The sequence below is a fragment of the Nostoc sp. EspVER01 genome (assembly GCF_034530635.1).
In the GTDB taxonomy this organism is placed as follows: Bacteria; Cyanobacteriota; Cyanobacteriia; order Cyanobacteriales; family Nostocaceae; genus Nostoc.
In genome coordinates this window covers 78808-102863 of the sequence record NZ_JAVRCS010000006.1, presented here as the reverse complement: position 1 = coordinate 102863, position 24056 = coordinate 78808, and the positions used below count along the sequence as shown (strand labels likewise).

The window sequence follows — 24056 nt, the reverse complement described above, 5'->3', positions numbered from 1 at the left end:
AATTTCAGGGTAACTGAAACTTTAGGGTTCAAAACCCTTCATTTGGATGAAGGGCTTTAACATCAGGTCACGGAAATCACTTTACACAATTCCTGGAACAGTAAGTTTACTACTTTACTCATCAGTTTTCCCTGAATGTGTTTACCACCGAGCAGCTTCTCACCTTGTTCAGTGACGTTAGCTTTGAGTGAGTCGCGGTAGTTAATCAATTCCCTAGTCAGTTCGTTTTCTGGCAGCCTTCCAGTTTCCACACCAGTTAGCACATACTGCCACAAGCTAATTCGACACAGTGAGGAACCACTGGGTTTTTCCACTAAACCATCTCCCGACTGTTCCAGAACTGTACCCATCCCTAACCTCATTTTGAAAGTGTCGCGGCTGCGGTTGCGTTTAATTCGTTTGGTATCGCCAGCCAAACGCCTCACGGTGGTTTCTCCGTTTTTGCGATCGCCTCCGGCGCGCGGGACGCGATCGCGCTCAGTTTTCTTCACCTCCCTAACTTCGTACTCAATCACGGGTTTACCGTTGATACCCAGGAACGACTCAAAAGGATAAATCCTGGTGAGTAAACGCGATCGCACTCGCAACCCAAAACCGAACTTATCAAACACGCTCATGTAAGGCTTAAATTCTGTCAGAGAAAGGATTTGAGTGATTCTTGCCTCTAAGTTCTGCTCAAAAAGTGAGATATCGCACATCCAACCAGCATGGAGTTCTAGAATTGGGTCAAACTCAATTTCATAATCTTGGGCAATGGAGATTTTATAGCGATTTTCAATTCGGGTTTTGGCGGCGGGCGAAATTTCCAGCCTTTTCGCTAGCCATCCCCAAAGTGGCGGTAGCAATCCTGGCTTACTAGATGCACTCTTGGTATGCGCCACTTCTGGGAATTGCCAAGCTAGAAGCTGACGGGCGTAATTTACAATTGGCGATTGCACCCGGTTGAGATGTTCTAGCTGTTGGCACAGATCCCGTAGTTCATCAATGGGTTCAGGGCGGTGCATGAGAAAGTATCTCATGTTTAATTCCCCAGTCTCCAGTCGGTGATCTGGATCGTGCACGTAAGCGGCCATTGCTAAAGCATCAGCTGGATCGCTTTTATTCGGGAGATTTTTACCTCCGCGATAACGACGTAATTCTACATGACCAACCCAGAGAATCTTGATTTCTAACTTCTTAAGAATTGATGCCCACAGTCTTGAATAGTGGTTTCCTGTCGGTTCGAGTATTGCATAATCTGCCTTGATTTCTGCTAGATAATCGGCAAAATCAAAAGCTGATTTTTGCCTCTTCTTAGCATCAGGATTGGAGTAAAAAGCCGGATATAAAGTAGATGCTTTATTTCTTGTTTTATTCCAATATGCTTGCAATCCGCCCTTGGGGTACTGTGTTAAAATGTGAGTGGTTATACTCGATTTACTAACATCAATTCCCAGAATTATTAATTCTGTTGTCATGGTTCTGCGAACAATAAGAGGTGGTTTTCAAGGACTGGCATCCTTTGAGTAGCCCGAACTTAATAGCGCACGAATCACCCTAACGCCCCACACGAGAGGGGCGCGATTCAGGAGTAAACGCATTCGGGAAGTTAACAGGAGAATTGCCGCGCATGAAATTGAGAACACCACAATTCAGTAGTGCAGTTCACTCTGAACGCTGCATTTTCTCTTGCTAAGTTGCTGATTGCTTTGGACACAACCCGCGACGGTGGGTAAATTCCACCGTTTCGGCTACTGTGTCAGGTAGCCATCATCAGGCAGTTATATGCTTTCGAGAGTGCTGATAACTTTTGCTGTGTCTTGTACGAGTATTTCTTGAGTTTCTTCTGTAAAATTTTCAACCGTTGAAATAAACTCAACTACTTTCTCTAACTGAGCTTTAGCCCTAATTAATTTGTGCCATTCAATGTAATAATCCCATGCTGGATCTGGATGTGGGATATTTAAATCTTCTTCATTATTCATAGATTTCATCATCATCAAATTCGTCGTCATCAAAATCGTCATCACCAACTAATGAATACGAGTTTTCTGGGTCAATAATGTTAAGAACGTCAGTCATTGCGCGACCACTTAAAACATCCATTACTGAGTAGTTACCCTGCGCGATCGCAAACTCAATTTGCCTCATCTTGAAAGCGCGTTCGAGTTCCGGTGTTCTCAAGCGTGGATCAACGTCCTCAATGGAGTTAATCGCTGGGGGCACTTCCTCCCCTTCAATCCAGCGCTCGTGCTGGCTGTTGTAAAAATTCGCCCAAGCATTTTGCGCTTCTTTTGATGGTGCTTGGGGCGCAGTTTCAAAAAAGTCAGCCAGTTCTTTTGACCGCTGAATTCCTTCGGCATCACATAGCACAGATTCAATCCACCCTTCACCCATTCCAAAGCCCCCTTTGGCAATAGCTTCTTGCATTACTGCCTCAGATGCAGCCCCACTGAGTAAGGCAATCAGTTGCGCTAAGGCGTTCGCCTGTATATCGTTGAGGCGTTTTAGATCGACAATCCAAAGTGGTATAACTTTTCCCTCGTGCATAGCTTTCTCCAGGGGGAATGGATCGCGCATCGGCAGTCCGTCTGGGAACAGGTCTAAAATTGGCTCGTAGGGAGTATCGGGTTTGAGTTTCACCCAAGTGTCATGTTTAGTCATGATTAAAAGCTCTCGCTAGGATCGTGTTTTTGGGCTTGAGGCGTTTGGTCAAAAGGGATATCATCCGGGTCAGCCTCCTGTTTTGGTGGCTCATCCTTAATTTTTCCAAGCTGTTTAAGTTCATGCTTGAGTTCGGCAATCTCATCAAGCAACTTTTCTTTCTGCGCTTCGGACTGTAACATTTGCCTGTTGTATTCCTTGGTTACTGATTCTCGGATTGTGCGCTCGACAGTATCGGCAAGCTGCAAGATAGCTTCTTCTGGATTTTCCCCCTCGTCAACTTCAGCAAACAGTTCTAGGTGCTTGTTTTCATAATTTCCGAGATTGAGTACCCGCTTGTAAGAAATAGTTTTAATTTTCATGCTTGTGTGCTATTTTTTACTTGTTTGAATCGATTTTTGGTTGCGATCGCACTCCTCCCGGTACTGCGATCGCAATTGATTTTGAGTTATCCTTTAACTTCCTGGTGCTGAGGTAAATCGAAAACTACCTCAAAAATTCCCCCTCCCTGACGCAGAATGCTCGTGTAAGCGTCTGCGTCGGACTGGGTGCGAAATCGATAAACACAATTACTTCTGCCATTGGGCAAACGTTGGAAAATTGCCCACGGTCTAAGCCCGTCGCTGTAAGTCATAATCTAAAATCCAAATCTAATTGTGTAAAAAAAAGACCAACGCAAGCTCTCCAGCCTACGCTGGCGCAACCATATATATTCAGGGTGTTGTAGAAGCGTGGGTTTATTCCATAGGCAATACCTCCGTATCTGAAAGACTGCGCCCCCAACGCACTTGATTAATCAGCGCTTCGACTAATCCCTCTCGATCCGCTTGGGGTAATGAACTGTTGATTTGATGTCCAACTGTGTATATTTCTTCGCGGCAGCTTCCTGGTGATTGGTCACAAAGCTGAATCGCGATCGCACTAATTAAAAACAGCTTCTCGCGTCTGGTCATCAGTTCAAAGGTACTACCGTACCGCTCCTGGAGCGATTCTAGTAAGGAGCCGTCATTCATGCTGTAACTGGTAAAATATCCGATTGGCTTTGACAATTGGTAAAATCTCCTCAATTGCTTTTAAATCGTAGACTTGGCGATCGCTATCCAAAATCAGGGATGGTAGGCGATCGCCTTTTCAATAATTTTCAGTAATTAGATTTCCTCCTCCTCATCTGGCTCAGACTCTACTATTGAGCCAATGACTATAGTCACGCCGTCGTCTCCTTTGGAGAAATCAACGATGGCAAATTCCTCATCATCAACATCCTTGATGTTTACCACCGTTGCACCGGGGTAATGCTTCAGGTTTTCAATCAGTTCTAAAACCGTGGTTGTCATGTTGCTTTAAAGGTTGTAGGTGTGCAGACATCAAACATCACCGCTCGGTAAACTCGTTACCGCGCTCAGTTCTCTGGTGATAAAGGGTGTTTCCGCGCAAGGTGGCGCGGGTGCTTGCTCCATATAGTCCTCACGGGCACGGTGGCAAATGTGGGGAGGGAGTATTGCCTTGCATATGCAAAGCAATGCTATATTATTTGCATATGCAAACTACGCTTGTCAAGATGCATATGCAAATCAAGATGCATATGCATAAAATTAAGGAGTAGCGAAAAAATGATATTAGATGAAAACAAGGACTATTCGGTTGACGGACGAAGAGTGGGACGATCTGATGCAACTAGCGAAAGCTATGGGATTGAGGGGCAGAGGCGAATTAATCCGAGCAATATCGAAGAAACAGATACCTCTGGGACAGATGTCGAGCCAGGAGACGCTTCTCCTGGGAAACTGCTAGGTCGTCTAGAGTTGCTGGAGAAAGCTTTTTATGGTTATGTGCATGGACACCAAGAACGACTAAAGACACGCTTCAAAGAAAGTACAGAATTAGAATCTGCCTTCACTGAAGAACTGCAAGTAATCAAACAAGGGCTTCGTGATTTAGCACACCAAGTCGAAGACGACCCAGATTAAAACCGTCCTGCCCGCTGTGGTATGGGCGGTTTTGTTTTGCGATCGCGGTGCAGCTTCCTTGATGTGTGTTTTGCGATCGCAGTTGACTAATGACTTATGACTAATAACCAATGTATGAATTTCTCAGAATTAGCAATTGGACAAGACTTTCATTTTCTTGAGTGCAGCACAGAAAGCTACTGCAAGATTAGCTCGAATCAAGCGTTACTCAATAGTCCTTACAGCTGGCACATTGCGGACATTAAGCCAAAAAGCCAAGTTTGCCCTGCTAAATACAATCGACCAACATCTTGTCCTATATGGGAAAAGAAATTTATGACCCATATTGAGCAACTTGAAGTTGAATACGGTTTCTTTGAGTATTGAGCGATGCCTACGGCGGCAAGCTACGCAATTGACCAATGACTTATGACTAACGACCAATGACTAAGGGACTTCCAACTAAAAAAATATCCTATCGCTGGGTAGGCAGGGGAGCAGGGAGCAGGGAGCAGGGGGAAGACAACAAAATATTATCTGAGTAAATTGGATAATTTATTTTCTGGAAGTCCCTAAACAAAAAATCTCATCAAAAGTAGTTCGAGCCAGAAGCCTTGCAATATACGAGCTAGAGAAATTCATTGGATACATCGGCACTATCGACTCAGAACTGAGTCCCGATAAAACGATAGTACTAGCAGCATCATTACTGGCAGGAATGCCAGCGCTATTTGAAGAAAATCCCGCGATGCTGAATCACGTAAAAGAGATGGCAGCTAGTATCAAGCTTGGACATCGCAATTAACCTAAAAAACCAAAAAGCCACCCAGATTTACAAGGTCGGTGGTGGCTCCTTGAATATTAGCTAATAGTATTATGCCAGAAAATAGAGAAAAAAATTCACTTCCTTGGACGGAAGAACACGAAGCATTCTGCTACAAACATCATATTTGCCCTGCTGCTAAATCGCTTTGGCAATGGCTAATGAGGCAAGGTGTAATAGCTGAAGAAGTAGAACCAGACTTATCAGAATTTAATGCCACCGTAGCAAAATCCAGAGGTAAAGGATATTCACATAATTACCTCAAAAAGATATTCGATACTCTTGTAGAACACAGAGTTATCCAAGTCGTTAAACAGTACAGTTGGAAGATATTCAAGTTACTTGTAAGACCCCTCGAATGGTTGAAGCCACCGAGAAAGAAGCGAGAAAAAAACTTACAAAACCATAATTTAAGTTACACTTCACACCCTTCAAACCATCAATCTTCCGAGACGGGTAATATACAGCAGCAGCATAACAATTCTTCTATTAATCAAGAGCTATTGTCGGAGTCTGGTATAGATTTTGACGACAATATAACCGAAGTATTAGAACGCCCAACGTGGGAAGTAAAAGTCGCTCTAATCTTGTTTAAAATTCGCGGAGGTTTTGACAAGGTAGAGAACCCTGAAGGATTTATTAGACATTGCTTGCGTGGTCGTTGGTGGGAGACAACCCGCAATCACTGGGCAATATGTAAGCAGCTTTCACATGCAACCAAGCCAGACGACCCAGTTTATGCGCTTGATTTGGAAACTTTCTTTGATAACGAAAAAAACTGCCTCCAGTGGAAGCAGCGATCGTAATAACCAGTCTGATTATGAATCAACCTACACTTTTTGATTTAGAAGCTTTTACTAATTCCCCATTCTCCATTTCCGTTTCCGATCCTGCCTGGGATGAGGAAACTGCGCCCCAACATCAAGAACCAGAAACCAGATGGAATCCCGCTGACTTTGGTGAGGTTGAGCGCATTGTTGAAGACGGCGGACAAGTTTCTATTTTTTACGATGAATCACTTGAGCCACCAGACCCAGACGACTATTTAAACCTGGATGATTACCATCAAGCCTGGGAGCAGTGGGAATTACGTGTTGGGGCGCAAGTGACATCTGACACAACCGTAGAATCATGTGTTGGGGCGCAGGTATCACACGTTACCCAAAAAACTGCGCCCCAACACGATACCCACTGGGTAGAGAAGTATTGGGTAGAGCGCTCTGGTAATAAATATTGGTATTTTCGGTACTGTTGGATGCAGGGACGCAAGAAAAACCGTCGTTACCTGGGTAGCGTCGATAGTGCGATCGCAAGATCCAAAAAAGCAGATGTGGAAATTGCGATCAGTGATGGGCAGTCACCCCAGGAGATTGAAGAGTTGATTCGCTCCTGGCGTGGCCCGAAGCGATCGCAGTCCTAAAGCGCCGCAGTTCATCCCAGCGCCGGGTAGTAGTCGAGCCAGTATGGCTGTACTGATTGGGGTGAAATTCTGCAATTCTAGATTCTACAAAAGAGTCAATAGCCCGTAAAATCAAATGTTTATCCATGACGTGACCAGAGTCAACAGCATAGGCGTATTCTAAAATTTGCTCTGCTAGTGCGACTGGTACGCGGATCGATTGAGTTTTACCGTGATTCCAAGCTGGTTGCCAGCTGGTGCGATTCAACCCATGCTTTAGCATTACCATTACCTTGAAAGGCCTGTTTCAAGGCAGGATACAGCGTTTTTGGTGCAATTGCTAGTCCCCAATCCCCAGTGCCCAATAAAAAGCGATCGCCTACCTTACAAAGTGCGATCGCGTTTGTTGCATCTGTGAGTAACATCTACTGGTTTGAGCTTATCCGCCCCGGCTGCGGTTTGTCATAAGTTCGGGTACACCCGGTCAACTTCATCCCATGCCTGGTTGGTGAGATTTTCTAGCGCCATCGCCAAATACACAGGATGATCGTAATGTCCGTGCTGCAAGCGCTCGAAGAAGATTTCGATTTGGAGGAATAGCAGATTGGGGTTCATAGAGTTGCGATCGCACCGCGGCGTTCGTCCATTTCAATTTCAAAATAAGGGTCTAAGCCTTTGTTGTCGCGGTGTCCAGTGAAAGTGCGAATAATTTCTTTGGCAATTCCACTTTTTCGCAATTTGTTAACCATGCTCCTCCTGGTGCTGTGGGTAGAGATGCCCTTACTTTCAAATCCCGCGTCATCTGATGCCCGTGCCAAGATGTCATAAGCATTTTTCCAAGTAATTGGCTTGGTTCCACATCTTGAAGGAAATAGCCACTCGCTTTGTGTCTTTGGTTCGTATCGCCCTAAAGACTCCTTCAATATTGGATGTACTGGAATCTCTGTGGTGTCGGCTGTTCCGTCTGGCCTGTGTTTTCTGATAATGGCGGGAAAAACGATGTCTTGCTTCGGTTGACCATTGCCATCGTAAACATCGCTCACCTTAAGTTGCACCAAGGCCCCCCATCGTTCCCCGGTGTACCATGCAAGATCCAAAAGCAATCTGTATTTTTCAGTTCTAATCTGTCGGCGAATTTTTGAGTATTCGCCATCAGTCAATACCGCAGCTTTTCCTTTTCTGTTAACCTTTGCCATAGATGATTTTTTAGAATCTTTCATATTCCGCTTTTACCTGGTTCAGAGGTGAAAGTGGAATTACTTAAATATTCACTATTAGTAAATATTCGCTCAATCCTATTCCCAGCAAAGGATACACGGCATCAGTGAATATTCCACTTCTACATAAAAGTGGAATATTTACACTTTTTTTGTTAAGCCATACAACGGATTTATTCACTTCACTTTCATCCGTTTCATTTCTCATGGCAGAACCAACTTTAGTGCAGATTTTCGGAACCGGAGCAACAAGACTCGCTAGCGGTGCAACGGCACCAAGCGCAGGTTTATTTATTCCCGATAGCGCTTTACAAACAGCAGGACTAGCTACACCGAATACTGCAAGTGCAGAAGGGCATTTTGCAGCAATAAATTTGAACGCACAAAGTTATTTAACGCAAACAAACTTTGATGCAAATACTGACCAAAGTATTTACATTGCCAATGGATTTTCTAGCTTTACTACCAGGGGTAGTAATAATGATTCTTACAGGGTCGATCAGTTGACAATCAACCTTGCAAAACTTGATACAAGTTCAACAATTGACCCAGACAGTTATTAATATGTCTTGCACTACCACCGTTCACGGCGCAGGACTGAACACAAACGGGTGCGGGAAGCTGCCCAATGAAGGAGATTACACGTTCCCAGGACTAGCGACTTTTCAAGATGCTACTTATTTAGGATGCCCTTGTAAAAGGCTCCTTTTGGATGGCATAGACCAGGGTGATGGATATGTTTTTCATCCCTCGGCCTATGTGGTTTCTACAACTTGCCCACAGCCATCGACACAATACGATTGCATTAATGGGGCTTGCATACCTTCAAGCACTCACGGCACTTTAGGACTGTATGCTTCTTTGTCAGATTGTGAGGTGAATTGCGGGTTTAAGGGGTGCAGCGGTCAGTGTGTTAGTAACAGTGATTGGGCGCAAATTGAAGGACTATCAAAACAATTAAAAAATCGGAATTGCGGCTAAATATATGAGTACCTCCAGCGTGATTGGGAGTATGCAATCAGCGCTAGATTGCGCTGGGAAATGTGATTGCTGCGAGAAACTACAGCAACAGATTGATGCACTTAAACGTGATATTTTGTCTCTCAAGGGTGGTGGTAGCAATAGCATTCAATCACTCGTTGCTGTCGCTGTTGGAGCGGCACTAACCACGCAATTAAAGCCAGCGGTTAATGCTGCCGTGGAATCTAGGAATTTTGGATTTCAGCAAACACTCAAGCAGATGAATGAGGCGATCGCTGGCACTGAAAGAAACTCAAAAGCTGCTGTAGATACAGCTACCAATACCGCCAAGACGGTAAAAAATTCCGTTGCTGATAACGCAGCCAATATAAAAGCAGCTTTAGATACTGCAAATAAGGCAAATGAGGCTAAATTTGCACAGATTGCAGCCAATCAAGCTAAATATACCCCTCTGCTTGAATCTATCGGTGGTGGAGGCGGTACTAGGGTTGTAACCAAGAGTGCATTTGACGAAAGATTGGCACTTGAGGTAGCACGTAGAGACGCTTTGCTAAAGGCTCAGGCGGAACGCTTTGCCGAAGCAAATCGACTGGCACGGCTTGACGCTGACTTAGTTGCTGCCACTGCTAATCAAGCTAATCTCAAAGCGGGGAGGGCACTAAACGAAACTACAACTGTTGCTGCAAGTGTTGCTAAATCTGCCTTTGACACATCGACCGAGATATCCGGCTTACGTAATGTAGTTAATGGTTTCGGCGCTCAAGTGAATGCACTGGGCAAGACAATTGGGAAACTAGAAACTGCTGTAGGTAATGCCGTTACCGCTGCTGCTAAAGCTGTGGGCATAAGCTCAGAAGCACTTGCAGCCACAGGGCGACTTGCCGGCAGATTGCTGGAGGCTTTCAACGCGATCGCTACGATATTCACGCTTATCGAACAGCTGGCAACCCTCAATGTATTAGGTGGGCGTATTGATGCCGTAGAAAGTGGGTTAGTACAGCTTGGCAATGATGTATCGCGTATTCTGGGCAAGTTGCTAGGGTTGCAAAACCGCATCGGTGCTAACGAGTCGCTAACCGCACAAGTGAAGAATATCGCGCTTGATGCTAAGGGTATTGGTGAAGCGGCAAAACTTCAAGCTGGTGCAGCACAAGTAACGGCAACACGTGCTGAGAACTTTGCTATTACCGCAAACGCCAACGCCAAGACAGCTCAAACGACTGCTGACGGTGCAGTAAGAAATTCCGTGATCGCAAACGAGAACGCGACAACAGCCTACAAACAAGGCATCAAAGCAGAAGGTATTGGGGAGCAAGCCAAGCGCATTGCAGGAGATGCCCTAGGCAAGGCAGGCATGGCGCTGACCACGGCATTAACTGCGATCGCACTTTATCAGGGTGTAAGGTCGCTGCGCGGACTGCAAGGTATACCTGGCATTTCTGGAAGGCAGGGCGAAAGAGGATTACAGGGAATACAAGGTGTACCTGGTAGAGACGGTGTAACAACCGTAGTAACTTTACCCGGCACACCTGGGCCAAGAGGACAGACCGGAAGGCAAGGTGTACCCGGCATACCGGGAAGGAATGGAAGGGACGTGAATCCAGTAGATGTTGCAGGCTTAAGGACATTAATTATTCAGCAGCATACGCAAACAAGGCTTAATAGTACAAGCCAACATAGTGCTACACGAACAACAATATTAACGCCAATCATGGCTGCATTAGCACCAATAATTGCAATTTGTAAAAAGATTTTCGATATTGTTAGTAAATTCAGTGATGCAGCGCAGTTAGCACTTTTAAATCTTATTAATAATAAGCTTGGTGGACAATTACCCGGTGGGATTGGGGGCAAACTAACAAGATTTGCTGATTGGATGCATCTGGATAGAGTATTAAATATTATGATTTTAGCCTCTACAATTCATAACGCCGTGATGTTGTCAAACGACATTGGGCAGACACTCGTGGGAGCAATTAATAATATTTTACAGTTAATAGGATTAAAAAAAGAAGATGGTACGCCTTTTAGCATTGGATCTGTGATTAGCAACTCCATTGAAAGCCTAATTAAAAACGCAATTGGAGTAGAGAATTATGTTAATTTAAAAGAATCTTGGGCAAAAGCTAATCGCATTTATCAAGCAACTACTAACGTCATTAATAGTTTTCTGAACTTGTCCCAAGCTATTCTACAAGCTTCTGAATTAATAGCAGCCTACACAGGGAAGATAGGAAATGCTTTAAGAAAGGGCGGAGTAATTTTAGAAAGTGCTTATGGTTGGATGAATCCCCAGCCTAAATTTAATCGCGTCACTCAAACTTTGGAAGGCTTGCAAAATGGGGCAAGCACTATACAAATGGTGACGCAAGCACCATTGGATGTGGTGAATGCCGTAACGGAATCAACAACAGCAGCAACCGAATTCGTAAAAGCTGTAAAAGAAGACGATAAGCCTGTAAACAAAGCTACACCAATTCCAGAACCCGATGAATTAAAAGCTCAGGAAATTCAGTCTAAGACTGATTCTCAACCATTGAATTTTGATTTTTCAGATTTATTCGACGGGGAGGATTAATCAATGTCACTGCCAGAAGGCTTCGACAATATTGAACATCTCCAGAGAACTTGGAATCAAGAACATAATCGCCGGGTTGATAGATACTTTAAAGATGTCCAAGGTAACGGTGATTTATCTGGTGTTAGGCCATCTTTAAAATTAGCTTGTTGGGCGTTGGACAACGACAATATGTATGCCTCTTGGATGAGGTCAGACCTGTTTTATAACGTTATTGGTTATGGTAAAAAAAACCTAGCAGTTTTCTACGGTAATAGACTTGATGTTGCCCCCCCAGTTGCAGGGCATCCACAATTATTTTTTGTTTTCTCTCAAGATGGATCTGCCTCGCCTTCAGAAGAGTCTCCCATACAGCACGAAAAATCTGTCAGGTTAATGAAATTTTCTTGTGCTTCTGGAAACGCTAAACCAGCTATTACTAAGGCGAACATGACAGAAATTGCTAATGAAATTAAAAGTAGTTTTTTATCAAGTAGCAGGGGAATAACTTACACAACAGGGAATAAATCAGCTAGTTATACCGACCCTGATAACGGATTTCCAAAAGGCAATTATTTGCTTGTCAATTCTCGGACTGACGGAGTAGAAATTTATCAAAAAATCTGTAACGTAATTGATGTACCCTTTCAGGCGGAGAGGGTGATTGTTAATGATCCGGATAAACCCAGCACAACAACGGCAACAGCCGGGAAAGTCACGATCTTAGGCAAACAGGTACAAAATCGGCGGTATAGACCTGTAGCGATTCTCAGATTTAGAAGTGCCTACATATCTCTAGGGAATCTTGTCCCACCAGTCTTTCTAATAGATACAACGCTTCAGAACCAGGGATTAGTCAAATATCCTTGATGTGCAATAGATGTCACGGACTGACTGTGGCTGAAAATAAAGATAAAAACCTATTAGGTTTCCGTAGAAAATTCTAAGGATTTTAAAGGGCTAAAGTTGGTGAAAACTGTAATAATTATCACCAGTAAAAAATATGGGTTTTAGAGATCTGCAACGCTACGAATCACAGAAATCGCGCTATGACAAATACAAGGCTTGGCTTGCAATGACTCCAGACCAAAGACAAGCTGCTTATGCTGCAATCACCGATGAAACTAAACGGGCGCGTGCAGAAAAAGAAGATGGCTATATTTCTCCATTTGGCACGGCTGGAACTACTAAGATTTACCTCTCAGCTCAGTTAATCAAGAGTGGACAAACAGGACAGGGTTCTGGAGTAGCTAATGTGCTTCTTGGGCTGCTTGCTAGCCGCACTACCACAGCTACCGAATTTGGCGCATTAACCACGCCAATTAAGATTGACGCGAAAAGATTCAAGTTTGCCAAATTGACGCTTACTTCTGTTGTACCTGGCACTACTAAGAAAAATAGTCGAATTACTGGTGCAGCATACAAAAAGCCTGACGTTGATTCCGTTACTTCGCCTTTTGGACAGGGGACTGGTGGTGAAGCCTATGACGCGGCTGTTGCGGCCATCGAACAGACAACAGAATATGTGACTTTCATTGAAGGAAACGGCGGTAAAAATCGGGCTAGATTCACTCCTGAAGGCTAATGAGCAAGATAGCAGAACGAACTGGAATTATTTGGACTCCAGACGATTCGTTAGACCTGCTAGGAGTTGATGTTGATGGCAACTGTTCTAAATCTGAATTTCAGGGAATGCTTGCCATCAATCAAGCTGGTAGAGATTGGCTAACGGGGAAAATTGATATAGTTGAATACCTCGATAAGCTGGAGCATTATGGTATTCCTAATCCGTTTGAAATTGTTGATGAATTTGCTGATCACGTTGATTTTGTGATTTCTCACGCAAAATAATGGCACGCAATTTACAGCTAGGGATAGAGAGTAATTGGGCTTTGCAATATAGTGAGTCTTTCCCTGCTGTAAGTTACTTAAACGATGCAGCAGGTCAGCCAATTTATCAAAGGATAACCGAGATAAATATTCCTGTAGTCTTTGACAAGTCCATTGTCGCTGTATCTGTTAATACTACTGTTCCTGTAGGAAAAATTTGGAAGTATGCAGGATATTTGCGCCGCAGTTTGACAACTGGTTTAGGTTCAACTTTCGTGGGTGAGCCTGAAAGCTTGTTTTTAGGGAAGTTTAATTTAATACTTTTTGACGATCTAAATATTAATTATTTTCTATCCCTTCAAGTTCCTAAATGGTTTATCAACGCGAATGTTGCTATCTATCAATACGAAGGAATAGACACGACAACGCTAGAAAATGATGTGGCGGCGATTAAAACAGCGCTAGGTATTTAATGAAAATTGATATTAATAACGCCCTAACTATCATTCTTGGGCTGCTTACTTTGATAGGAGCTATTTACCGATTGGCACAGGTAGAAGCAAATATCAACGCCAAAATTAATAGAGTTGAAAATACTGTATTAGCAGCTGTTGATCACCTTAAAGATAACTTTGTTGATAGGTTATACACTGTTGAACGGAAAGTAGATGTACACCTAACTGAGTACAACGAGAAGAAACTTTTTGTTGAATATCGTCTCAATGGCATTGAGAGCATGGTTAAACACAAGTTTGATAGGCTGGCGAACTGGGTTAAACAGATCGCCGGTTTTCTCAATAAGCAATCTAACTTCCAGATCCGCGATGACAAGTTCTAGTCACTGGGGATTCACTCTAGCTGAGTAGGTAAAGCCTTAACAAACTCTCTAGATGTAAACTGAAACATCAACTGTAAGACTTTAAATATTTGGTGAAATTAAATATGCGTTATCCAGAACCCTTGTAGAGACGTAGTAGTGCTACGTCTCTACATTTTTTTACCAAATGTCTCTTGAGTAGAGTAAGTGGCAGGGGTAAGCTTTTTTAGAATCGTATGAGATGGGTTACTTTCATGTTCGTCGATTAACTAGGGTAGCGCTAGCTTGGTCAACAGGCATTAGCACAACTTCATTAATATTGACATGGGGCGATCGCGTCACACAGAAAAATATCACATCAGCCACATCATCTGCTGTTAGGGGTGTAACTCCTTGGTAGACTTTGTTGGCACGTTCAGTATTTCCGTGAAAGCGTACCTCGCTAAATTCCGTTTCTACCATACCAGGGTCAACGGAAGTTACACGTACCTGTGTTTCTAATAGGTCTTGTTTTAAACCTTCAGAAATTGCTCTGACAGCAGCTTTGGTAGCACAGTAGACATTACCACCAGGATAGGTTTGATGTCCGGCGATGGAACCTAAATTTACCACATGACCGCGATCGCGGCTTACCATTCCCGGAACGACATAGCGGGAGACGTAAAGTAAACCCTTAACGTTAGTATCAATCATGTCTTCCCAGTCTTGAAAGCTGCCTTCGTGCAACTTGTCTAAACCACGACTTAGACCAGCATTATTAATGAGAATATCGATGTCAGACCAGGCAGAGGGTAGAGTCGCAATGGCAGATTCAACAGCATGGCGATCGCGCACATCTAATTGTAGTAAATGAATTTCAGTACTAAAATCTTTACTCAGAGTATCTGCTAGCTGCTGCAAACGTTCTAACCGTCGTGCTGCTAAAATCAGTTTTGCACCCGCACCAGCAAAGATTCTTGCACAAGCAGTACCAATACCACTACTTGCACCAGTGATCAAAATAATTTGATTTTGTAGGGAAATCATTAGGATAGTTAAGAGTAAGGAGTTAACAGTTATGAATTATGAATTAGCACAAGTTTCATCGTTCATAATTTATCATCAGTCGGTCTCTAACTCCTAACTCCTAACTCCTAACTCCTAACTACTTCTTCACCACTTGCAAGCGCTGAGTTACCATTGTCATTCCATTACCCCGCAGGATGACGGCAGAAACCCATTGGCTACCTGGGATAGATGGTGCTTGTCCAACTTTAAACAGTCCGCCAGATGTTAATAATTGCAAATCCACGGGTGTAGGGTTAAGAAATTTCTCTGGTTTGATGGGTTCTTCTAGCGCCGTTCCTAGTAGAAAATCATCACCAAGTGGCTCTTGGACGATCGCATCAAAATTATACTTCTGACCAACTTGCACCTGCTGTGGTAATTTAAAATCAATTTGGGGCGGTTTGCTACCAGAGGTAAGCAAGGTTCGTTCTGACAAAATGTCTTGGCGGACTATTTTTCCGCCTTCAATACGCTGACGCGATTTAATCGTCGCATTAAGAGCCAACTTATTAGTGTTACCAGAGGGTAAGCCAGTTATCTTTGTTTCTGTTTCAGCAATAATCCCATTAGCTTCAGGTTTTGAAGATAGCAGTTTCGTGCTGTATTGCAATTTCGGATATCGTTGCCAAAGTGAAGTCAAAGACTTTTCCAGGGTTTGGAGGTTTAATCCATCGCCATGAGTGAAATTGGGGCTGTAAAATTGCAACACTCCTCTGACATCGCCTCGGTTAGCAGCGCTATCAACTTGTGTCAACAGGTTTTTCAGATCGGCTGGTGCATTTTGGGGTGTTGTGGCTTGGGATAATTGCTGTGGTGTTGCAGCTTGAGTACGTTGCCAACCAGTTGTTAAACCAATAGTCAGCAGAAACGAAACCAGCCAGATATTTGCTGGAAATTTGGGTTGTCGTCTCACTAAGGCGGTAATAATGTTAGTCATTGGTAAGAATTTACTGATTTGATTAGAGAAAGTAAGCAAATTGTTTTATCTTAGTTAAGCTAGACGCTAAACGGTAGAGGTTTGATGGCAAACGCACCGATACGATTATTAATAGCTGCCAGTGGGACTGGTGGACATTTGTTTCCAGCGATCGCCTTGGCGCAAAAACTTCCAGACTATCAAATAGAATGGCTGGGAGTACCCGATCGGCTAGAAACTCAACTTGTCCCCAAACAGTATCCCTTGAATACTATTGCAGTTGAAGGGTTTCAGCAAGGGTTTGGACTTGACTCGATTCGCATTTTGGGTAAACTCGCCCTTTCCATTCTAGAAGTCAGACGAATTCTCAAACAGGGGAATTTTCAAGGGGTATTTACCACAGGCGGTTACATTGCCGGGCCAGCCGTCATTGCGGCGCGTTCTCTCGGTTTACCAGTGATTTTCCACGAATCTAACGCCTTACCAGGTAAAGTAACTCGCTTTTTTGGCCCTTGGTGTAGTGCGGTAGCCTTGGGATTTGAAGTCGCTGCTAAGTATTTACCTCGTGCCAAAAATGTCTATGTTGGTACTCCGGTAAGAGATCAATTTCTTGATAGGGCAATTAATGCGCCACTGGATTTAGCTATTCCTGATGGTGTGCCTTTAATTGTTGTTTTTGGTGGTAGCCAGGGTGCAGTTGCAGTAAATAAGTTGGTGCGCGAATCTGCAAAAGCTTGGTTTGATGCTGGTATTTATGTAGTACATTTAACTGGCGATCGCGATCCCGAAGCAGATAGTCTCAAACATCCACAGTACATAGCCTTACCTTTTTACAACAATATGGCAGCGTTGTTGCAACGAGCAACTCTTGCTATTAGTCGTTCTGGCGCAGGTAGCTTAACAGAATTGGCAGTGTGTGGAACGCCAGCGATTTTGATTCCTTACCCCTTTGCCGCAGAAGACCATCAATCTTACAATGCAGACGTATTTACTTCATCGGGTGCGGCGTTAACACTGAAGCAATCTGAGTTGACGCCTGAAACATTGCAAAATCATGTGTTGAATTTATTGCAGTCACCGCAAGAGTTAGCAAAGATGGGGGAAAAAGCAAAGGCGATCGCAGTTCCTGATAGTGCCGACAAGTTGGCGCAGTTAATGCGTGAGGCGATAGAAAAATAACTTTGATTATTTAGTATTAAAGAATATGTTATTTAGCAAAAAATTCCGCTTTACAGTAAGTTGTGCTGCCTTATTAGTTGTCAGTTTGGCAAGTAGTTATCTATATACCCACTCAAAAAATAAACAGCTAGCTCAAGAAAATCACTCATTTACTCAACAAGAAAATTCTGCCCTACTTCAATCACAGATTTCTCTGACATCAAATCAAGCTGCCGATCAACTTACCTCAAGGTTTCAAAATGCTTTTTCATCTCGACAGAATTTGTTAGCAGCATCTGTACCCTATCCAGTTATTGATGAGTTCAAAAAATATAAATTTAACATTAATGGTAGCCAGATTGCTACCGCAGGAAAATTACCAAATAGTAAAGTTAAATTCAATCAAGGAGATTTATTAACTGTTCTCGTTAATACTAAAAAATATTTTCAAGATTATGCTTCAAAAGACCCAGATATTATGCGTCCAGGAGTACTTACTACTCAAGGAGTTACTGTAGCAGATGTCCTCAAAACTTTGGATTTCATGATTGCTGTTTTGAAGGATGATATTGCTAATAATCGGGCTACTCGTTTACAAGACTCTAAATTTATTAATACCAATTTTCGAGTCATTAAATGGTCTGCCTACAACCCCAAAAGTAAACAGCAAAAACAATTACGAATCACCAAATATGCTGTATTTACTCACCCTGGTTCCCGCAAGAAAACCTCTACTTTTAATATACCAATTTATAGCTTAAAAGATAACTCTAATAACGATAAATTTTACACTCGGTACACAAAGCAAGATGTTTTGTCTGGTATTTATGAACCAGGTGGTAGAGAATTTGGAAAAGTTACAACTCTTGCTTATCTAACTAGAAATGGCTTAGAAGAAGCAATTATGCAAGGAACAATCCTGATTAATTTTACAGATGGTGATCAGGCATTTTTTAATGTAGATAGAAATAATGGAATGGCTTATATCCGCGGATTAAAGGCAACAGCACAAAAGCGTTATTGGTATTTTAGAGAAGTTGATGATATTAAAGGCTATGGATACAAAATAGATGCAAAAATTTCTATCAAACCCGGAGTTACTTTTGCTGGAGATGTTTTGAATATCGGTTTAGGTAAGGTGATTGTGATTGAGCATACTCAGGGTGGGCGCAAACATTTGCAAATGGGAGTCATCGCCGATACAGGCGGAGCATTTTTACCCAATCTTTATCAGCTAGATTTTTTGGCAGGTATTTTTAAGAATAAAAAAGAATTTGGGCAGAATATCAGCCAATTACCGGAATATGCCACAGCATATTTTTTAGTCAAGAAGTAATGCATTGACCTGATATCAAAAATCTATGCACGGGTTAACAATTCTAAGTTGTGGCCATCGGAATCATAGAAATAGAAGCCACGACCTTCCTTTCTGTGGTTAATTTGTCCTTTATTCTGATGCATGGGGTCGCTACTGTATTCAATATCTGCCTCTTTGATGCGTGCAAAAATTGCATCAAATTCTTCATCACTGACATGGAATGCATAATGATGTGGCTCGAACGCTTCAGCGTCGGCGAAGTCGAGCGTTAATGCATCATTTATATGCACAGCAGCGAAGTGACCAACGGAAAGCTCGACCTCTAAACCGAAAATTTTTGCAAAGAACCTTGCTGATGCTTCTTTGTCATGTGCGGGCACTATGGTGTGATTTAAAGTAATTGTCATGTCACACCTTCCCTCCTAATTTTGGTAGTAATCTATATCAACTCTCGATTTCAGAGTCGATAACAACAATGTTCTTTTCTATTTTATCTTTTGGGCGCTAACACCGGAGTAAATATATCTAAATCCTGTGTTCAATGTATTTGGAACGACCGCAAACACTAAATATCAAGCTTAAATAAGCAAACCTGATAACTAGTATCAGGTTTACTGTAGTAATAGAACTTGATTAAAAAATGTAAAGCAGTGTAAAGTAGTTTCACAGGCAAAGACCTTACCGCCTGATTCATAAATAACTAACCGCAATCATAAAACAATGACAACAACCTTACAACAGCGCTCAAGCGCTAACGTATGGGATCGATTCTGTGAATGGATCACCAGCACCAACAACCGGATCTACATCGGTTGGTTCGGCGTAGTAATGATTCCAACCTTGCTAGCCGCAACAGCTTGCTTCGTAATCGCCTTCATCGCCGCTCCTCCCGTTGACATCGATGGAATCCGCGAACCAGTAGCAGGTTCCTTGATATACGGAAACAACATAATTTCCGGTGCAGTAGTACCTTCCTCCAACGCTATCGGTTTACACTTCTACCCAATTTGGGAAGCAGCATCCTTAGATGAGTGGTTATACAACGGTGGTCCTTACCAATTGGTAATCTTCCACTTCCTGATAGGCGTATTCTGCTACATGGGACGTGAATGGGAACTATCCTACCGGTTAGGAATGCGTCCTTGGATTGCGATCGCTTATTCTGCTCCAGTAGCAGCAGCAAGTGCAGTATTCTTGGTATACCCCATCGGACAAGGTTCATTCTCTGATGGTATGCCTTTAGGTATCTCAGGAACCTTCAACTTCATGATCGTGTTCCAAGCAGAACACAACATCTTGATGCACCCCTTCCACCAACTAGGTGTAGCAGGTGTATTCGGCGGAAGTTTGTTCTCAGCAATGCACGGTTCACTCGTAACTTCCTCCTTAGTTCGTGAAACCACCGAAACCGAGTCACAAAACTACGGTTACAAATTCGGTCAAGAAGAAGAAACCTACAACATCGTTGCAGCCCACGGCTACTTCGGTCGGTTAATCTTCCAATACGCTTCCTTCAACAACAGCCGTTCACTGCACTTCTTCCTCGCAGCATGGCCTGTAATCGGCATCTGGTTCACCGCCTTGGGTGTCAGCACAATGGCGTTCAACTTGAACGGTTTCAACTTCAACCAATCAATCATTGACTCTGAAGGTCGTGTGATTGCAACTTGGGCGGATGTAATCAACCGCGCTAACCTGGGTATGGAAGTAATGCACGAGCGCAATGCTCACAACTTCCCTCTCGATTTGGCTGCTGGCGATTCTGCTCCTGTTGCTCTTACTGCTCCTGCTATCAACGGTTAATTCTGAAGTTTCGCTAAATTGAGAAAGCGCCCTCTCTAAACGGAGGGCGCTTTCTTATTTGTACTCATACAGTCCAAGTACCAAAACAAGTACAAGAATTAACTTTTGCACAAACTCTAGGTAAAATACATAAGCCTCATCCTTTTTCTTTAAGATCATGGGCAACACTTTTGGTCATCTATTTCGCATCACTACTTTTGGTGAATCTCACGGCGGCGGTGTGGGGGTTGTGATTGATGGTTGTCCTCCACAACTAGAAATTTCGGCAGAAGAAATTCAAGTAGAATTAGATAGAAGGCGTCCGGGACAAAGTAAAATCACCACCCCTCGCAAAGAAGCGGATACCTGCGAGATTTTATCAGGTGTATTTGAAGGTAAAACTTTGGGAACGCCTATATCAATTTTGGTACGGAACAAAGATACTCGTCCCCAAGATTATGACGAGATGGCCGAGAAGTATCGCCCTTCTCATGCGGATGCAACTTATGATGCAAAATATGGCATTCGCAATTGGCAAGGTGGGGGTAGGTCGTCAGCGCGTGAGACAATTGGCAGAGTAGCAGCTAGTGCGATCGCTAAAAAAATTCTCCGTCAAGTTGCCAATGTTGAAGTTATCGGTTATGTCAAGCGCATCAAGGACTTGGAAGGTGTAGTTGATCCAAATACCGTCACCTTAGAACAAGTGGAAAGCAACATCGTCCGCTGTCCTGATGCTGAATGTTGCGATCGCATGATTGAATTAATTGAGCAAGTTGGTAGACAAGGAGATTCTATCGGCGGTGTCGTAGAATGTGTAGCGCGTAATGTGCCGAAAGGGTTGGGCGAACCAGTATTTGATAAATTGGAAGCTGATATCGCTAAGGGTGTGATGTCTCTTCCTGCTAGCAAAGGCTTTGAAATCGGTTCCGGTTTTGGCGGAACGCTGTTAACCGGAATTGAGCATAACGATGAATATTATATTGATGAAAATGGGGAAATTCGCACTGTAACTAACCGTTCTGGTGGTATTCAGGGGGGAATTTCTAACGGGGAAAATATCATTTTACGAGTTGCATTTAAGCCGACGGCGACAATTAGAAAAGAGCAAAAAACAGTAACTCGTGAAGGTGAAGAAACCCTATTAGCAGCAAAAGGAAGACACGATCCTTGTGTGTTACCGCGTGCAGTTCCAATGGTTGAGGCGATGGTGGCGCTGGTGTTGTGTGATCATTTGTTACGACATCATGGACAGTGTAAGGTGTTATAGGAATTCTACTTTGACTTTCAGAAAATATTTATGCTTCGGGGGTGAGTGTCTGACTCGCCCTTTTTTACTGGGATTGCTATAGTAGCGGATAACACATTTAACTACGTGCGATCGCATCTACTATCAATATGGATAAAGAGTCTCAAAATCGCTTAGAACACTTTGCTGCTTTAAAGTCCAAATACCAAGCGACTCAATATCAAGATTCATCACCCGCTAATTTGCTGTATCTCATACTACGAAAACTTGACTTAGGAATTGAACTCCTTGACTTAGAATCTAATTGGTTGGGAGAATCTAAGCTTGAGGAGACTTTAGAAGCTATCAAGCAAGAGCAGAAACATAAAGTACAAGAATTCAAAAATCTAGAATCTGAATTCTCTAAATTAAAGTCTAAGTACAAAGCCACAAATTATAACGTTTCCTGGCAATCTACTCATCTGTATTTTATACTTTTGAAACTTGAATCAGGAAATTTACTCACTGATTTAGAAGTTCAATGGCTGAGAAGAACTGGTTTATATGAAACAAATCAAATTGCTCAAGAAGTAAAGCGATTTACTCAACTTAAATCTCAGTACAAAGCTAGTCAATATCAAGACTCATATCCTGATAGTTTTCTGTATCAAATACTAAAAAAGTTAGAGGTTACAGAACGTTTAAGTGATTCTGAATATAATTGGCTGCTCAATAACCAACTTTTGGAAACAGCAGAAATTTTTAAGCAACAGGAATTAGAAAAAGAAGCTCAATTTGCTAAGTTAAGAGATAAATATCAAGCGAATCTACACTTTGATTTATCATTATCAAGTCCATTATATCCAATACTACAAAATATTGATGCCAAAAATGATTTGAGTGATTCCGAGATTAACTGGTTGGAACAGCAAAAACTTAGCGAAACAATTGCCATTGCTCAAGAGTTGGAACAAACACGAGAATTTGCCGCCTTGAGACTGAAGTATAAAGCAACCGAGTATCAGGATTCATCGCCCAAGAGTCACCTGTATAAAATTCTTAAAAGACTTGAGTTGTCGAATCAGTTAGGCGAACAGGATATTAACTTCCTCAAAAAACGCAAGCTGACTAAGATTATAGAAGTTGCAAATGAAAAATATGTCTCCATCCTAAAATCTAAAATAGATTCAGGAGAACTACTTAATGAGTCAGAAATTGAGTGGTTGAAAAATAATAGACATGAAGATATCATTATCTTTGCTAAACAAAAGCACTTCGCAGTTTTGAAATCAAAATATGATGCTTTACTCTATCAAGATAAATCACACACCAGTTTTTTATACACAATTTTGCAAAAGCTGGAGTTAAAAGAGCGACTTGAAGCAACAGATGTTGCTTGGCTTCAAGAGACTAAAATCAAAGTGCCTCAAGCAACATATAGTTATGATAGGTGGCAACAAGAACCTCAGCATCAAGGGACTAAATTATTCTCTGGTAAGATTTGGATTGCTCATCACACAATTGAAGCAAATTTTTATGAGCAGGAGTTTCAGCGCACTGATAACAAATGGAACTTAGCAAATGCCAGCAGTCATTGGCGCAAAGCAGATGAACCAGAACAGGCATTGCAACTGACGAATAATTTACAATTCGACAAAATTAAAGAAAATAAACTCAAATCAGCTTTGCTAACTACCAGAGGTGGAGCTTTTCGAGATATTGGAAAATTAGATGAAGCAGAAAATTGCGCTCGTAAAGCTATTGATTATCAACCAAAAAGCCATCACCCTTACACCTTAATGGGAGCTATTTGTTTTGAACGACATCAATATTCAGATGGTGAATATTGGTTTCAAGAAGCAATTAAACGTGGTGCTAATCCTAGAGATATGGATTCTGAAATCAAGCGAGTAGTGAAAAATGCTAAGGATGAAAATAAGCGTCGGCAAGTGATAAACTACCTACTAAATAAAGATCCACAACGGTATGCTTGGGCAAAGTCTTATATCAAAAAGCTAAAGAATAAAATCTGAATCAAGAATGAAAATTACATAAAAAAGTTGAAAGACAAGCAAAAAAATAATGTCATGCAAGTGTTATTTTAGCGTTACACTACAAATGAATTGATATGATTGTATCGCATGGATTTTCTGACGATTCTGGGATTGACGGCTGCCACAATAACCACAATTTCTTTTTTGCCACAGATGTTTAAAACTTGGCAAACCAAATCAGCAAAAGATGTTTCTTTAGTGACGCTGATTACATTCATAACTGGTATTTTTTTGTGGTTAATTTATGGAATCTATTTGCAGTCCTTGCCAATTATTCTTGCTAACGCCGTAACATTGGTTTTTAACTTAATTATTCTATGGCTTAAAATTAAATATAGATAAA

The 24056-nt window shown here is 42.3% G+C and carries 31 protein-coding genes; 16 read left to right on the top strand and 15 right to left on the bottom strand.

The features are described 5' to 3' along the window. Positions 1–62: 62 nt before the first annotated feature. From RMX69_RS07450 to RMX69_RS07420, 7 genes are all read right to left on the bottom strand, one after another. A complete protein-coding gene (locus RMX69_RS07450; RefSeq protein WP_322637054.1) occupies positions 63–1457 on the bottom strand; it encodes a transposase in 1395 nt (464 codons plus the stop codon). 303 nt (positions 1458–1760) lie between these two features. Continuing rightward, the gene (locus tag RMX69_RS07445) at positions 1761–1964 is read right to left on the bottom strand and encodes a hypothetical protein (RefSeq protein ID WP_322637053.1); all 204 of its coding nucleotides are present in this window, start codon (positions 1962–1964) and stop codon (positions 1761–1763) included. Further along, complete coding sequence (locus RMX69_RS07440) at positions 1957–2643, bottom strand: hypothetical protein (RefSeq protein WP_322637052.1); 687 nt, start codon at positions 2641–2643, stop codon at positions 1957–1959. The genes RMX69_RS07445 and RMX69_RS07440 overlap by 8 nt, the downstream gene beginning before the upstream one ends. A gap of 2 nt (positions 2644–2645) precedes the next feature. Beyond that, positions 2646–3005, bottom strand: a complete 360-nt coding sequence (locus tag RMX69_RS07435) for a hypothetical protein (protein ID WP_322637051.1) — start codon at positions 3003–3005, stop codon at positions 2646–2648. Between the two features lie 86 nt (positions 3006–3091). Next, complete coding sequence (locus RMX69_RS07430; protein ID WP_322637050.1) at positions 3092–3277, bottom strand: hypothetical protein; 186 nt, start codon at positions 3275–3277, stop codon at positions 3092–3094. Positions 3278–3380: 103 nt separating this feature from the next. Then, the gene (locus RMX69_RS07425) at positions 3381–3692 is read right to left on the bottom strand and encodes a hypothetical protein (protein ID WP_322637049.1); all 312 of its coding nucleotides are present in this window, start codon (positions 3690–3692) and stop codon (positions 3381–3383) included. Positions 3693–3791: 99 nt separating this feature from the next. Then, on the bottom strand, positions 3792–3977 hold the full coding sequence (locus RMX69_RS07420) for a hypothetical protein (RefSeq protein ID WP_322637048.1): 186 nt from the start codon (positions 3975–3977) through the stop codon (positions 3792–3794). Positions 3978–4253: 276 nt separating this feature from the next. On the opposite strand from RMX69_RS07420, the gene RMX69_RS07415 reads away from it, so the two are divergent. The 3 genes from RMX69_RS07415 (at position 4254) to RMX69_RS07405 (ending at position 6832) form a co-directional block, all read left to right on the top strand. Beyond that, positions 4254–4610 carry a hypothetical protein gene (locus RMX69_RS07415; protein ID WP_322637047.1) on the top strand — a complete coding sequence of 119 codons (357 nt, stop codon included), beginning with the start codon at positions 4254–4256 and terminating at the stop codon, positions 4608–4610. Between the two features lie 855 nt (positions 4611–5465). Next, complete coding sequence (locus tag RMX69_RS07410) at positions 5466–6218, top strand: hypothetical protein (RefSeq protein WP_322637046.1); 753 nt, start codon at positions 5466–5468, stop codon at positions 6216–6218. A gap of 14 nt (positions 6219–6232) precedes the next feature. After that, positions 6233–6832 carry a DUF4102 domain-containing protein gene (locus RMX69_RS07405; RefSeq protein WP_322637045.1) on the top strand — a complete coding sequence of 200 codons (600 nt, stop codon included), beginning with the start codon at positions 6233–6235 and terminating at the stop codon, positions 6830–6832. On the opposite strand, the gene RMX69_RS07400 is transcribed toward RMX69_RS07405, so the two are convergent. From RMX69_RS07400 to RMX69_RS07385, 4 genes are read right to left on the bottom strand one after another with little or no spacing between them, the layout of a single operon-like run. Next, on the bottom strand, positions 6756–7079 hold the full coding sequence (locus RMX69_RS07400; RefSeq protein WP_322637044.1) for a hypothetical protein: 324 nt from the start codon (positions 7077–7079) through the stop codon (positions 6756–6758). The genes RMX69_RS07405 and RMX69_RS07400 overlap by 77 nt on opposite strands. Further along, positions 7039–7236, bottom strand: coding sequence for a hypothetical protein (locus tag RMX69_RS07395; protein ID WP_322637043.1), 198 nt, complete (start codon positions 7234–7236; stop codon positions 7039–7041). Before RMX69_RS07395 ends, RMX69_RS07400 begins: the two co-directional genes overlap by 41 nt. A gap of 37 nt (positions 7237–7273) precedes the next feature. Further along, a complete protein-coding gene (locus RMX69_RS07390; protein ID WP_322637042.1) occupies positions 7274–7426 on the bottom strand; it encodes a hypothetical protein in 153 nt (50 codons plus the stop codon). Then, entirely contained in the window at positions 7423–8031 is a 609-nt protein-coding gene (locus RMX69_RS07385) for a site-specific integrase (RefSeq protein ID WP_322637041.1), read from the bottom strand. Before RMX69_RS07385 ends, RMX69_RS07390 begins: the two co-directional genes overlap by 4 nt. Positions 8032–8234: 203 nt before the next feature. Here RMX69_RS07385 and RMX69_RS07380 point away from each other — a divergent pair, with 203 nt between their 5' ends. The 7 genes from RMX69_RS07380 (at position 8235) to RMX69_RS07350 (ending at position 14234) form a co-directional block, all read left to right on the top strand. After that, positions 8235–8591 (top strand): hypothetical protein, encoded by a 357-nt coding sequence (locus tag RMX69_RS07380; protein WP_322637040.1) that lies wholly within the window; start codon positions 8235–8237, stop codon positions 8589–8591. Positions 8592–9013: 422 nt separating this feature from the next. Continuing rightward, positions 9014–11587, top strand: a complete 2574-nt coding sequence (locus RMX69_RS07375) for a hypothetical protein (protein WP_322637039.1) — start codon at positions 9014–9016, stop codon at positions 11585–11587. A gap of 3 nt (positions 11588–11590) precedes the next feature. Next, on the top strand, positions 11591–12436 hold the full coding sequence (locus RMX69_RS07370) for a hypothetical protein (protein ID WP_322637038.1): 846 nt from the start codon (positions 11591–11593) through the stop codon (positions 12434–12436). 133 nt (positions 12437–12569) lie between these two features. Continuing rightward, positions 12570–13151: a hypothetical protein gene (locus tag RMX69_RS07365; protein ID WP_322637037.1), complete on the top strand. Its 582-nt coding sequence runs from the start codon at positions 12570–12572 to the stop codon at positions 13149–13151. Further along, the gene (locus RMX69_RS07360) at positions 13151–13417 is read left to right on the top strand and encodes a hypothetical protein (RefSeq protein ID WP_322637036.1); all 267 of its coding nucleotides are present in this window, start codon (positions 13151–13153) and stop codon (positions 13415–13417) included. Before RMX69_RS07365 ends, RMX69_RS07360 begins: the two co-directional genes overlap by 1 nt. Continuing rightward, positions 13417–13869 (top strand): hypothetical protein, encoded by a 453-nt coding sequence (locus RMX69_RS07355; RefSeq protein WP_322637035.1) that lies wholly within the window; start codon positions 13417–13419, stop codon positions 13867–13869. The genes RMX69_RS07360 and RMX69_RS07355 overlap by 1 nt, the downstream gene beginning before the upstream one ends. Beyond that, entirely contained in the window at positions 13869–14234 is a 366-nt protein-coding gene (locus RMX69_RS07350) for a hypothetical protein (RefSeq protein WP_322637034.1), read from the top strand. Before RMX69_RS07355 ends, RMX69_RS07350 begins: the two co-directional genes overlap by 1 nt. 231 nt (positions 14235–14465) lie before the next feature. Here RMX69_RS07350 and RMX69_RS07345 read toward each other — a convergent pair whose 3' ends face one another. Together RMX69_RS07345 and RMX69_RS07340 are read right to left on the bottom strand one after the other, a co-directional pair. After that, positions 14466–15239 (bottom strand): SDR family oxidoreductase, encoded by a 774-nt coding sequence (locus tag RMX69_RS07345; protein WP_322637033.1) that lies wholly within the window; start codon positions 15237–15239, stop codon positions 14466–14468. 118 nt (positions 15240–15357) lie between these two features. Beyond that, a complete protein-coding gene (locus tag RMX69_RS07340) occupies positions 15358–16197 on the bottom strand; it encodes a nuclear transport factor 2 family protein (RefSeq protein WP_322637032.1) in 840 nt (279 codons plus the stop codon). A gap of 84 nt (positions 16198–16281) precedes the next feature. On the opposite strand from RMX69_RS07340, the gene murG reads away from it, so the two are divergent. Both murG and RMX69_RS07330 read left to right on the top strand, forming a co-directional pair. Beyond that, positions 16282–17355, top strand: a complete 1074-nt coding sequence (murG, locus tag RMX69_RS07335) for an undecaprenyldiphospho-muramoylpentapeptide beta-N-acetylglucosaminyltransferase (protein WP_322637031.1) — start codon at positions 16282–16284, stop codon at positions 17353–17355. 25 nt (positions 17356–17380) lie between these two features. Beyond that, positions 17381–18670, top strand: coding sequence for a hypothetical protein (locus RMX69_RS07330; protein ID WP_322637030.1), 1290 nt, complete (start codon positions 17381–17383; stop codon positions 18668–18670). Between the two features lie 23 nt (positions 18671–18693). On the opposite strand, the gene RMX69_RS07325 is transcribed toward RMX69_RS07330, so the two are convergent. Continuing rightward, positions 18694–19059: a VOC family protein gene (locus RMX69_RS07325; protein ID WP_322637029.1), complete on the bottom strand. Its 366-nt coding sequence runs from the start codon at positions 19057–19059 to the stop codon at positions 18694–18696. A gap of 313 nt (positions 19060–19372) precedes the next feature. Here RMX69_RS07325 and psbA point away from each other — a divergent pair, with 313 nt between their 5' ends. The 3 genes from psbA (at position 19373) to RMX69_RS07310 (ending at position 23692) form a co-directional block, all read left to right on the top strand. After that, positions 19373–20455, top strand: coding sequence for a photosystem II q(b) protein (gene psbA, locus RMX69_RS07320; protein ID WP_289796474.1), 1083 nt, complete (start codon positions 19373–19375; stop codon positions 20453–20455). A 157-nt stretch (positions 20456–20612) separates the two neighbouring features. After that, a complete protein-coding gene (aroC, locus tag RMX69_RS07315; protein WP_289796691.1) occupies positions 20613–21701 on the top strand; it encodes a chorismate synthase in 1089 nt (362 codons plus the stop codon). A gap of 128 nt (positions 21702–21829) precedes the next feature. Next, positions 21830–23692 carry a hypothetical protein gene (locus tag RMX69_RS07310; RefSeq protein WP_322637028.1) on the top strand — a complete coding sequence of 621 codons (1863 nt, stop codon included), beginning with the start codon at positions 21830–21832 and terminating at the stop codon, positions 23690–23692. 74 nt (positions 23693–23766) lie between these two features. On the opposite strand, the gene RMX69_RS07305 is transcribed toward RMX69_RS07310, so the two are convergent. Next, the gene (locus RMX69_RS07305; protein WP_322637124.1) at positions 23767–23931 is read right to left on the bottom strand and encodes a hypothetical protein; all 165 of its coding nucleotides are present in this window, start codon (positions 23929–23931) and stop codon (positions 23767–23769) included. Here RMX69_RS07305 and RMX69_RS07300 point away from each other — a divergent pair. Next, positions 23858–24055, top strand: a complete 198-nt coding sequence (locus RMX69_RS07300; protein WP_322637120.1) for a SemiSWEET transporter — start codon at positions 23858–23860, stop codon at positions 24053–24055. The genes RMX69_RS07305 and RMX69_RS07300 overlap by 74 nt on opposite strands. The last annotated feature ends 1 nt before the right edge of the window (position 24056 follow it).

Excerpts from the sequence above, each read along its gene's own strand:
- RMX69_RS07365 (WP_322637037.1), top strand. The coding sequence starts at position 12,570 with ATGGGTTTTAGAGATCTGCAACGCTACGAATCACAGAAATCGCGCTAT.
- RMX69_RS07440 (WP_322637052.1), bottom strand. The coding sequence starts at position 2,643 with ATGACTAAACATGACACTTGGGTGAAACTCAAACCCGATACTCCCTAC.
- RMX69_RS07405 (WP_322637045.1), top strand. The coding sequence starts at position 6,233 with ATGAATCAACCTACACTTTTTGATTTAGAAGCTTTTACTAATTCCCCA.
- RMX69_RS07445 (WP_322637053.1), bottom strand. The coding sequence starts at position 1,964 with ATGAATAATGAAGAAGATTTAAATATCCCACATCCAGATCCAGCATGG.
- RMX69_RS07390 (WP_322637042.1), bottom strand. The coding sequence starts at position 7,426 with ATGAACCCCAATCTGCTATTCCTCCAAATCGAAATCTTCTTCGAGCGC.
- RMX69_RS07325 (WP_322637029.1), bottom strand. The coding sequence starts at position 19,059 with ATGACAATTACTTTAAATCACACCATAGTGCCCGCACATGACAAAGAA.
- RMX69_RS07415 (WP_322637047.1), top strand. The coding sequence starts at position 4,254 with ATGATATTAGATGAAAACAAGGACTATTCGGTTGACGGACGAAGAGTG.
- RMX69_RS07420 (WP_322637048.1), bottom strand. The coding sequence starts at position 3,977 with ATGACAACCACGGTTTTAGAACTGATTGAAAACCTGAAGCATTACCCC.
- RMX69_RS07360 (WP_322637036.1), top strand. The coding sequence starts at position 13,151 with ATGAGCAAGATAGCAGAACGAACTGGAATTATTTGGACTCCAGACGAT.
- RMX69_RS07370 (WP_322637038.1), top strand. The coding sequence starts at position 11,591 with ATGTCACTGCCAGAAGGCTTCGACAATATTGAACATCTCCAGAGAACT.
- RMX69_RS07410 (WP_322637046.1), top strand. The coding sequence starts at position 5,466 with ATGCCAGAAAATAGAGAAAAAAATTCACTTCCTTGGACGGAAGAACAC.
- RMX69_RS07310 (WP_322637028.1), top strand. The coding sequence starts at position 21,830 with ATGGATAAAGAGTCTCAAAATCGCTTAGAACACTTTGCTGCTTTAAAG.
- RMX69_RS07450 (WP_322637054.1), bottom strand. The coding sequence starts at position 1,457 with ATGACAACAGAATTAATAATTCTGGGAATTGATGTTAGTAAATCGAGT.
- RMX69_RS07345 (WP_322637033.1), bottom strand. The coding sequence starts at position 15,239 with ATGATTTCCCTACAAAATCAAATTATTTTGATCACTGGTGCAAGTAGT.
- RMX69_RS07340 (WP_322637032.1), bottom strand. The coding sequence starts at position 16,197 with ATGACTAACATTATTACCGCCTTAGTGAGACGACAACCCAAATTTCCA.
- psbA (WP_289796474.1), top strand. The coding sequence starts at position 19,373 with ATGACAACAACCTTACAACAGCGCTCAAGCGCTAACGTATGGGATCGA.
- RMX69_RS07435 (WP_322637051.1), bottom strand. The coding sequence starts at position 3,005 with ATGAAAATTAAAACTATTTCTTACAAGCGGGTACTCAATCTCGGAAAT.
- aroC (WP_289796691.1), top strand. The coding sequence starts at position 20,613 with ATGGGCAACACTTTTGGTCATCTATTTCGCATCACTACTTTTGGTGAA.
- RMX69_RS07355 (WP_322637035.1), top strand. The coding sequence starts at position 13,417 with ATGGCACGCAATTTACAGCTAGGGATAGAGAGTAATTGGGCTTTGCAA.
- RMX69_RS07385 (WP_322637041.1), bottom strand. The coding sequence starts at position 8,031 with ATGAAAGATTCTAAAAAATCATCTATGGCAAAGGTTAACAGAAAAGGA.
- RMX69_RS07350 (WP_322637034.1), top strand. The coding sequence starts at position 13,869 with ATGAAAATTGATATTAATAACGCCCTAACTATCATTCTTGGGCTGCTT.
- RMX69_RS07305 (WP_322637124.1), bottom strand. The coding sequence starts at position 23,931 with ATGAATGTAATCAGCGTCACTAAAGAAACATCTTTTGCTGATTTGGTT.
- RMX69_RS07375 (WP_322637039.1), top strand. The coding sequence starts at position 9,014 with ATGAGTACCTCCAGCGTGATTGGGAGTATGCAATCAGCGCTAGATTGC.
- RMX69_RS07430 (WP_322637050.1), bottom strand. The coding sequence starts at position 3,277 with ATGACTTACAGCGACGGGCTTAGACCGTGGGCAATTTTCCAACGTTTG.
- RMX69_RS07395 (WP_322637043.1), bottom strand. The coding sequence starts at position 7,236 with ATGTTACTCACAGATGCAACAAACGCGATCGCACTTTGTAAGGTAGGC.
- RMX69_RS07380 (WP_322637040.1), top strand. The coding sequence starts at position 8,235 with ATGGCAGAACCAACTTTAGTGCAGATTTTCGGAACCGGAGCAACAAGA.
- RMX69_RS07330 (WP_322637030.1), top strand. The coding sequence starts at position 17,381 with ATGTTATTTAGCAAAAAATTCCGCTTTACAGTAAGTTGTGCTGCCTTA.
- murG (WP_322637031.1), top strand. The coding sequence starts at position 16,282 with ATGGCAAACGCACCGATACGATTATTAATAGCTGCCAGTGGGACTGGT.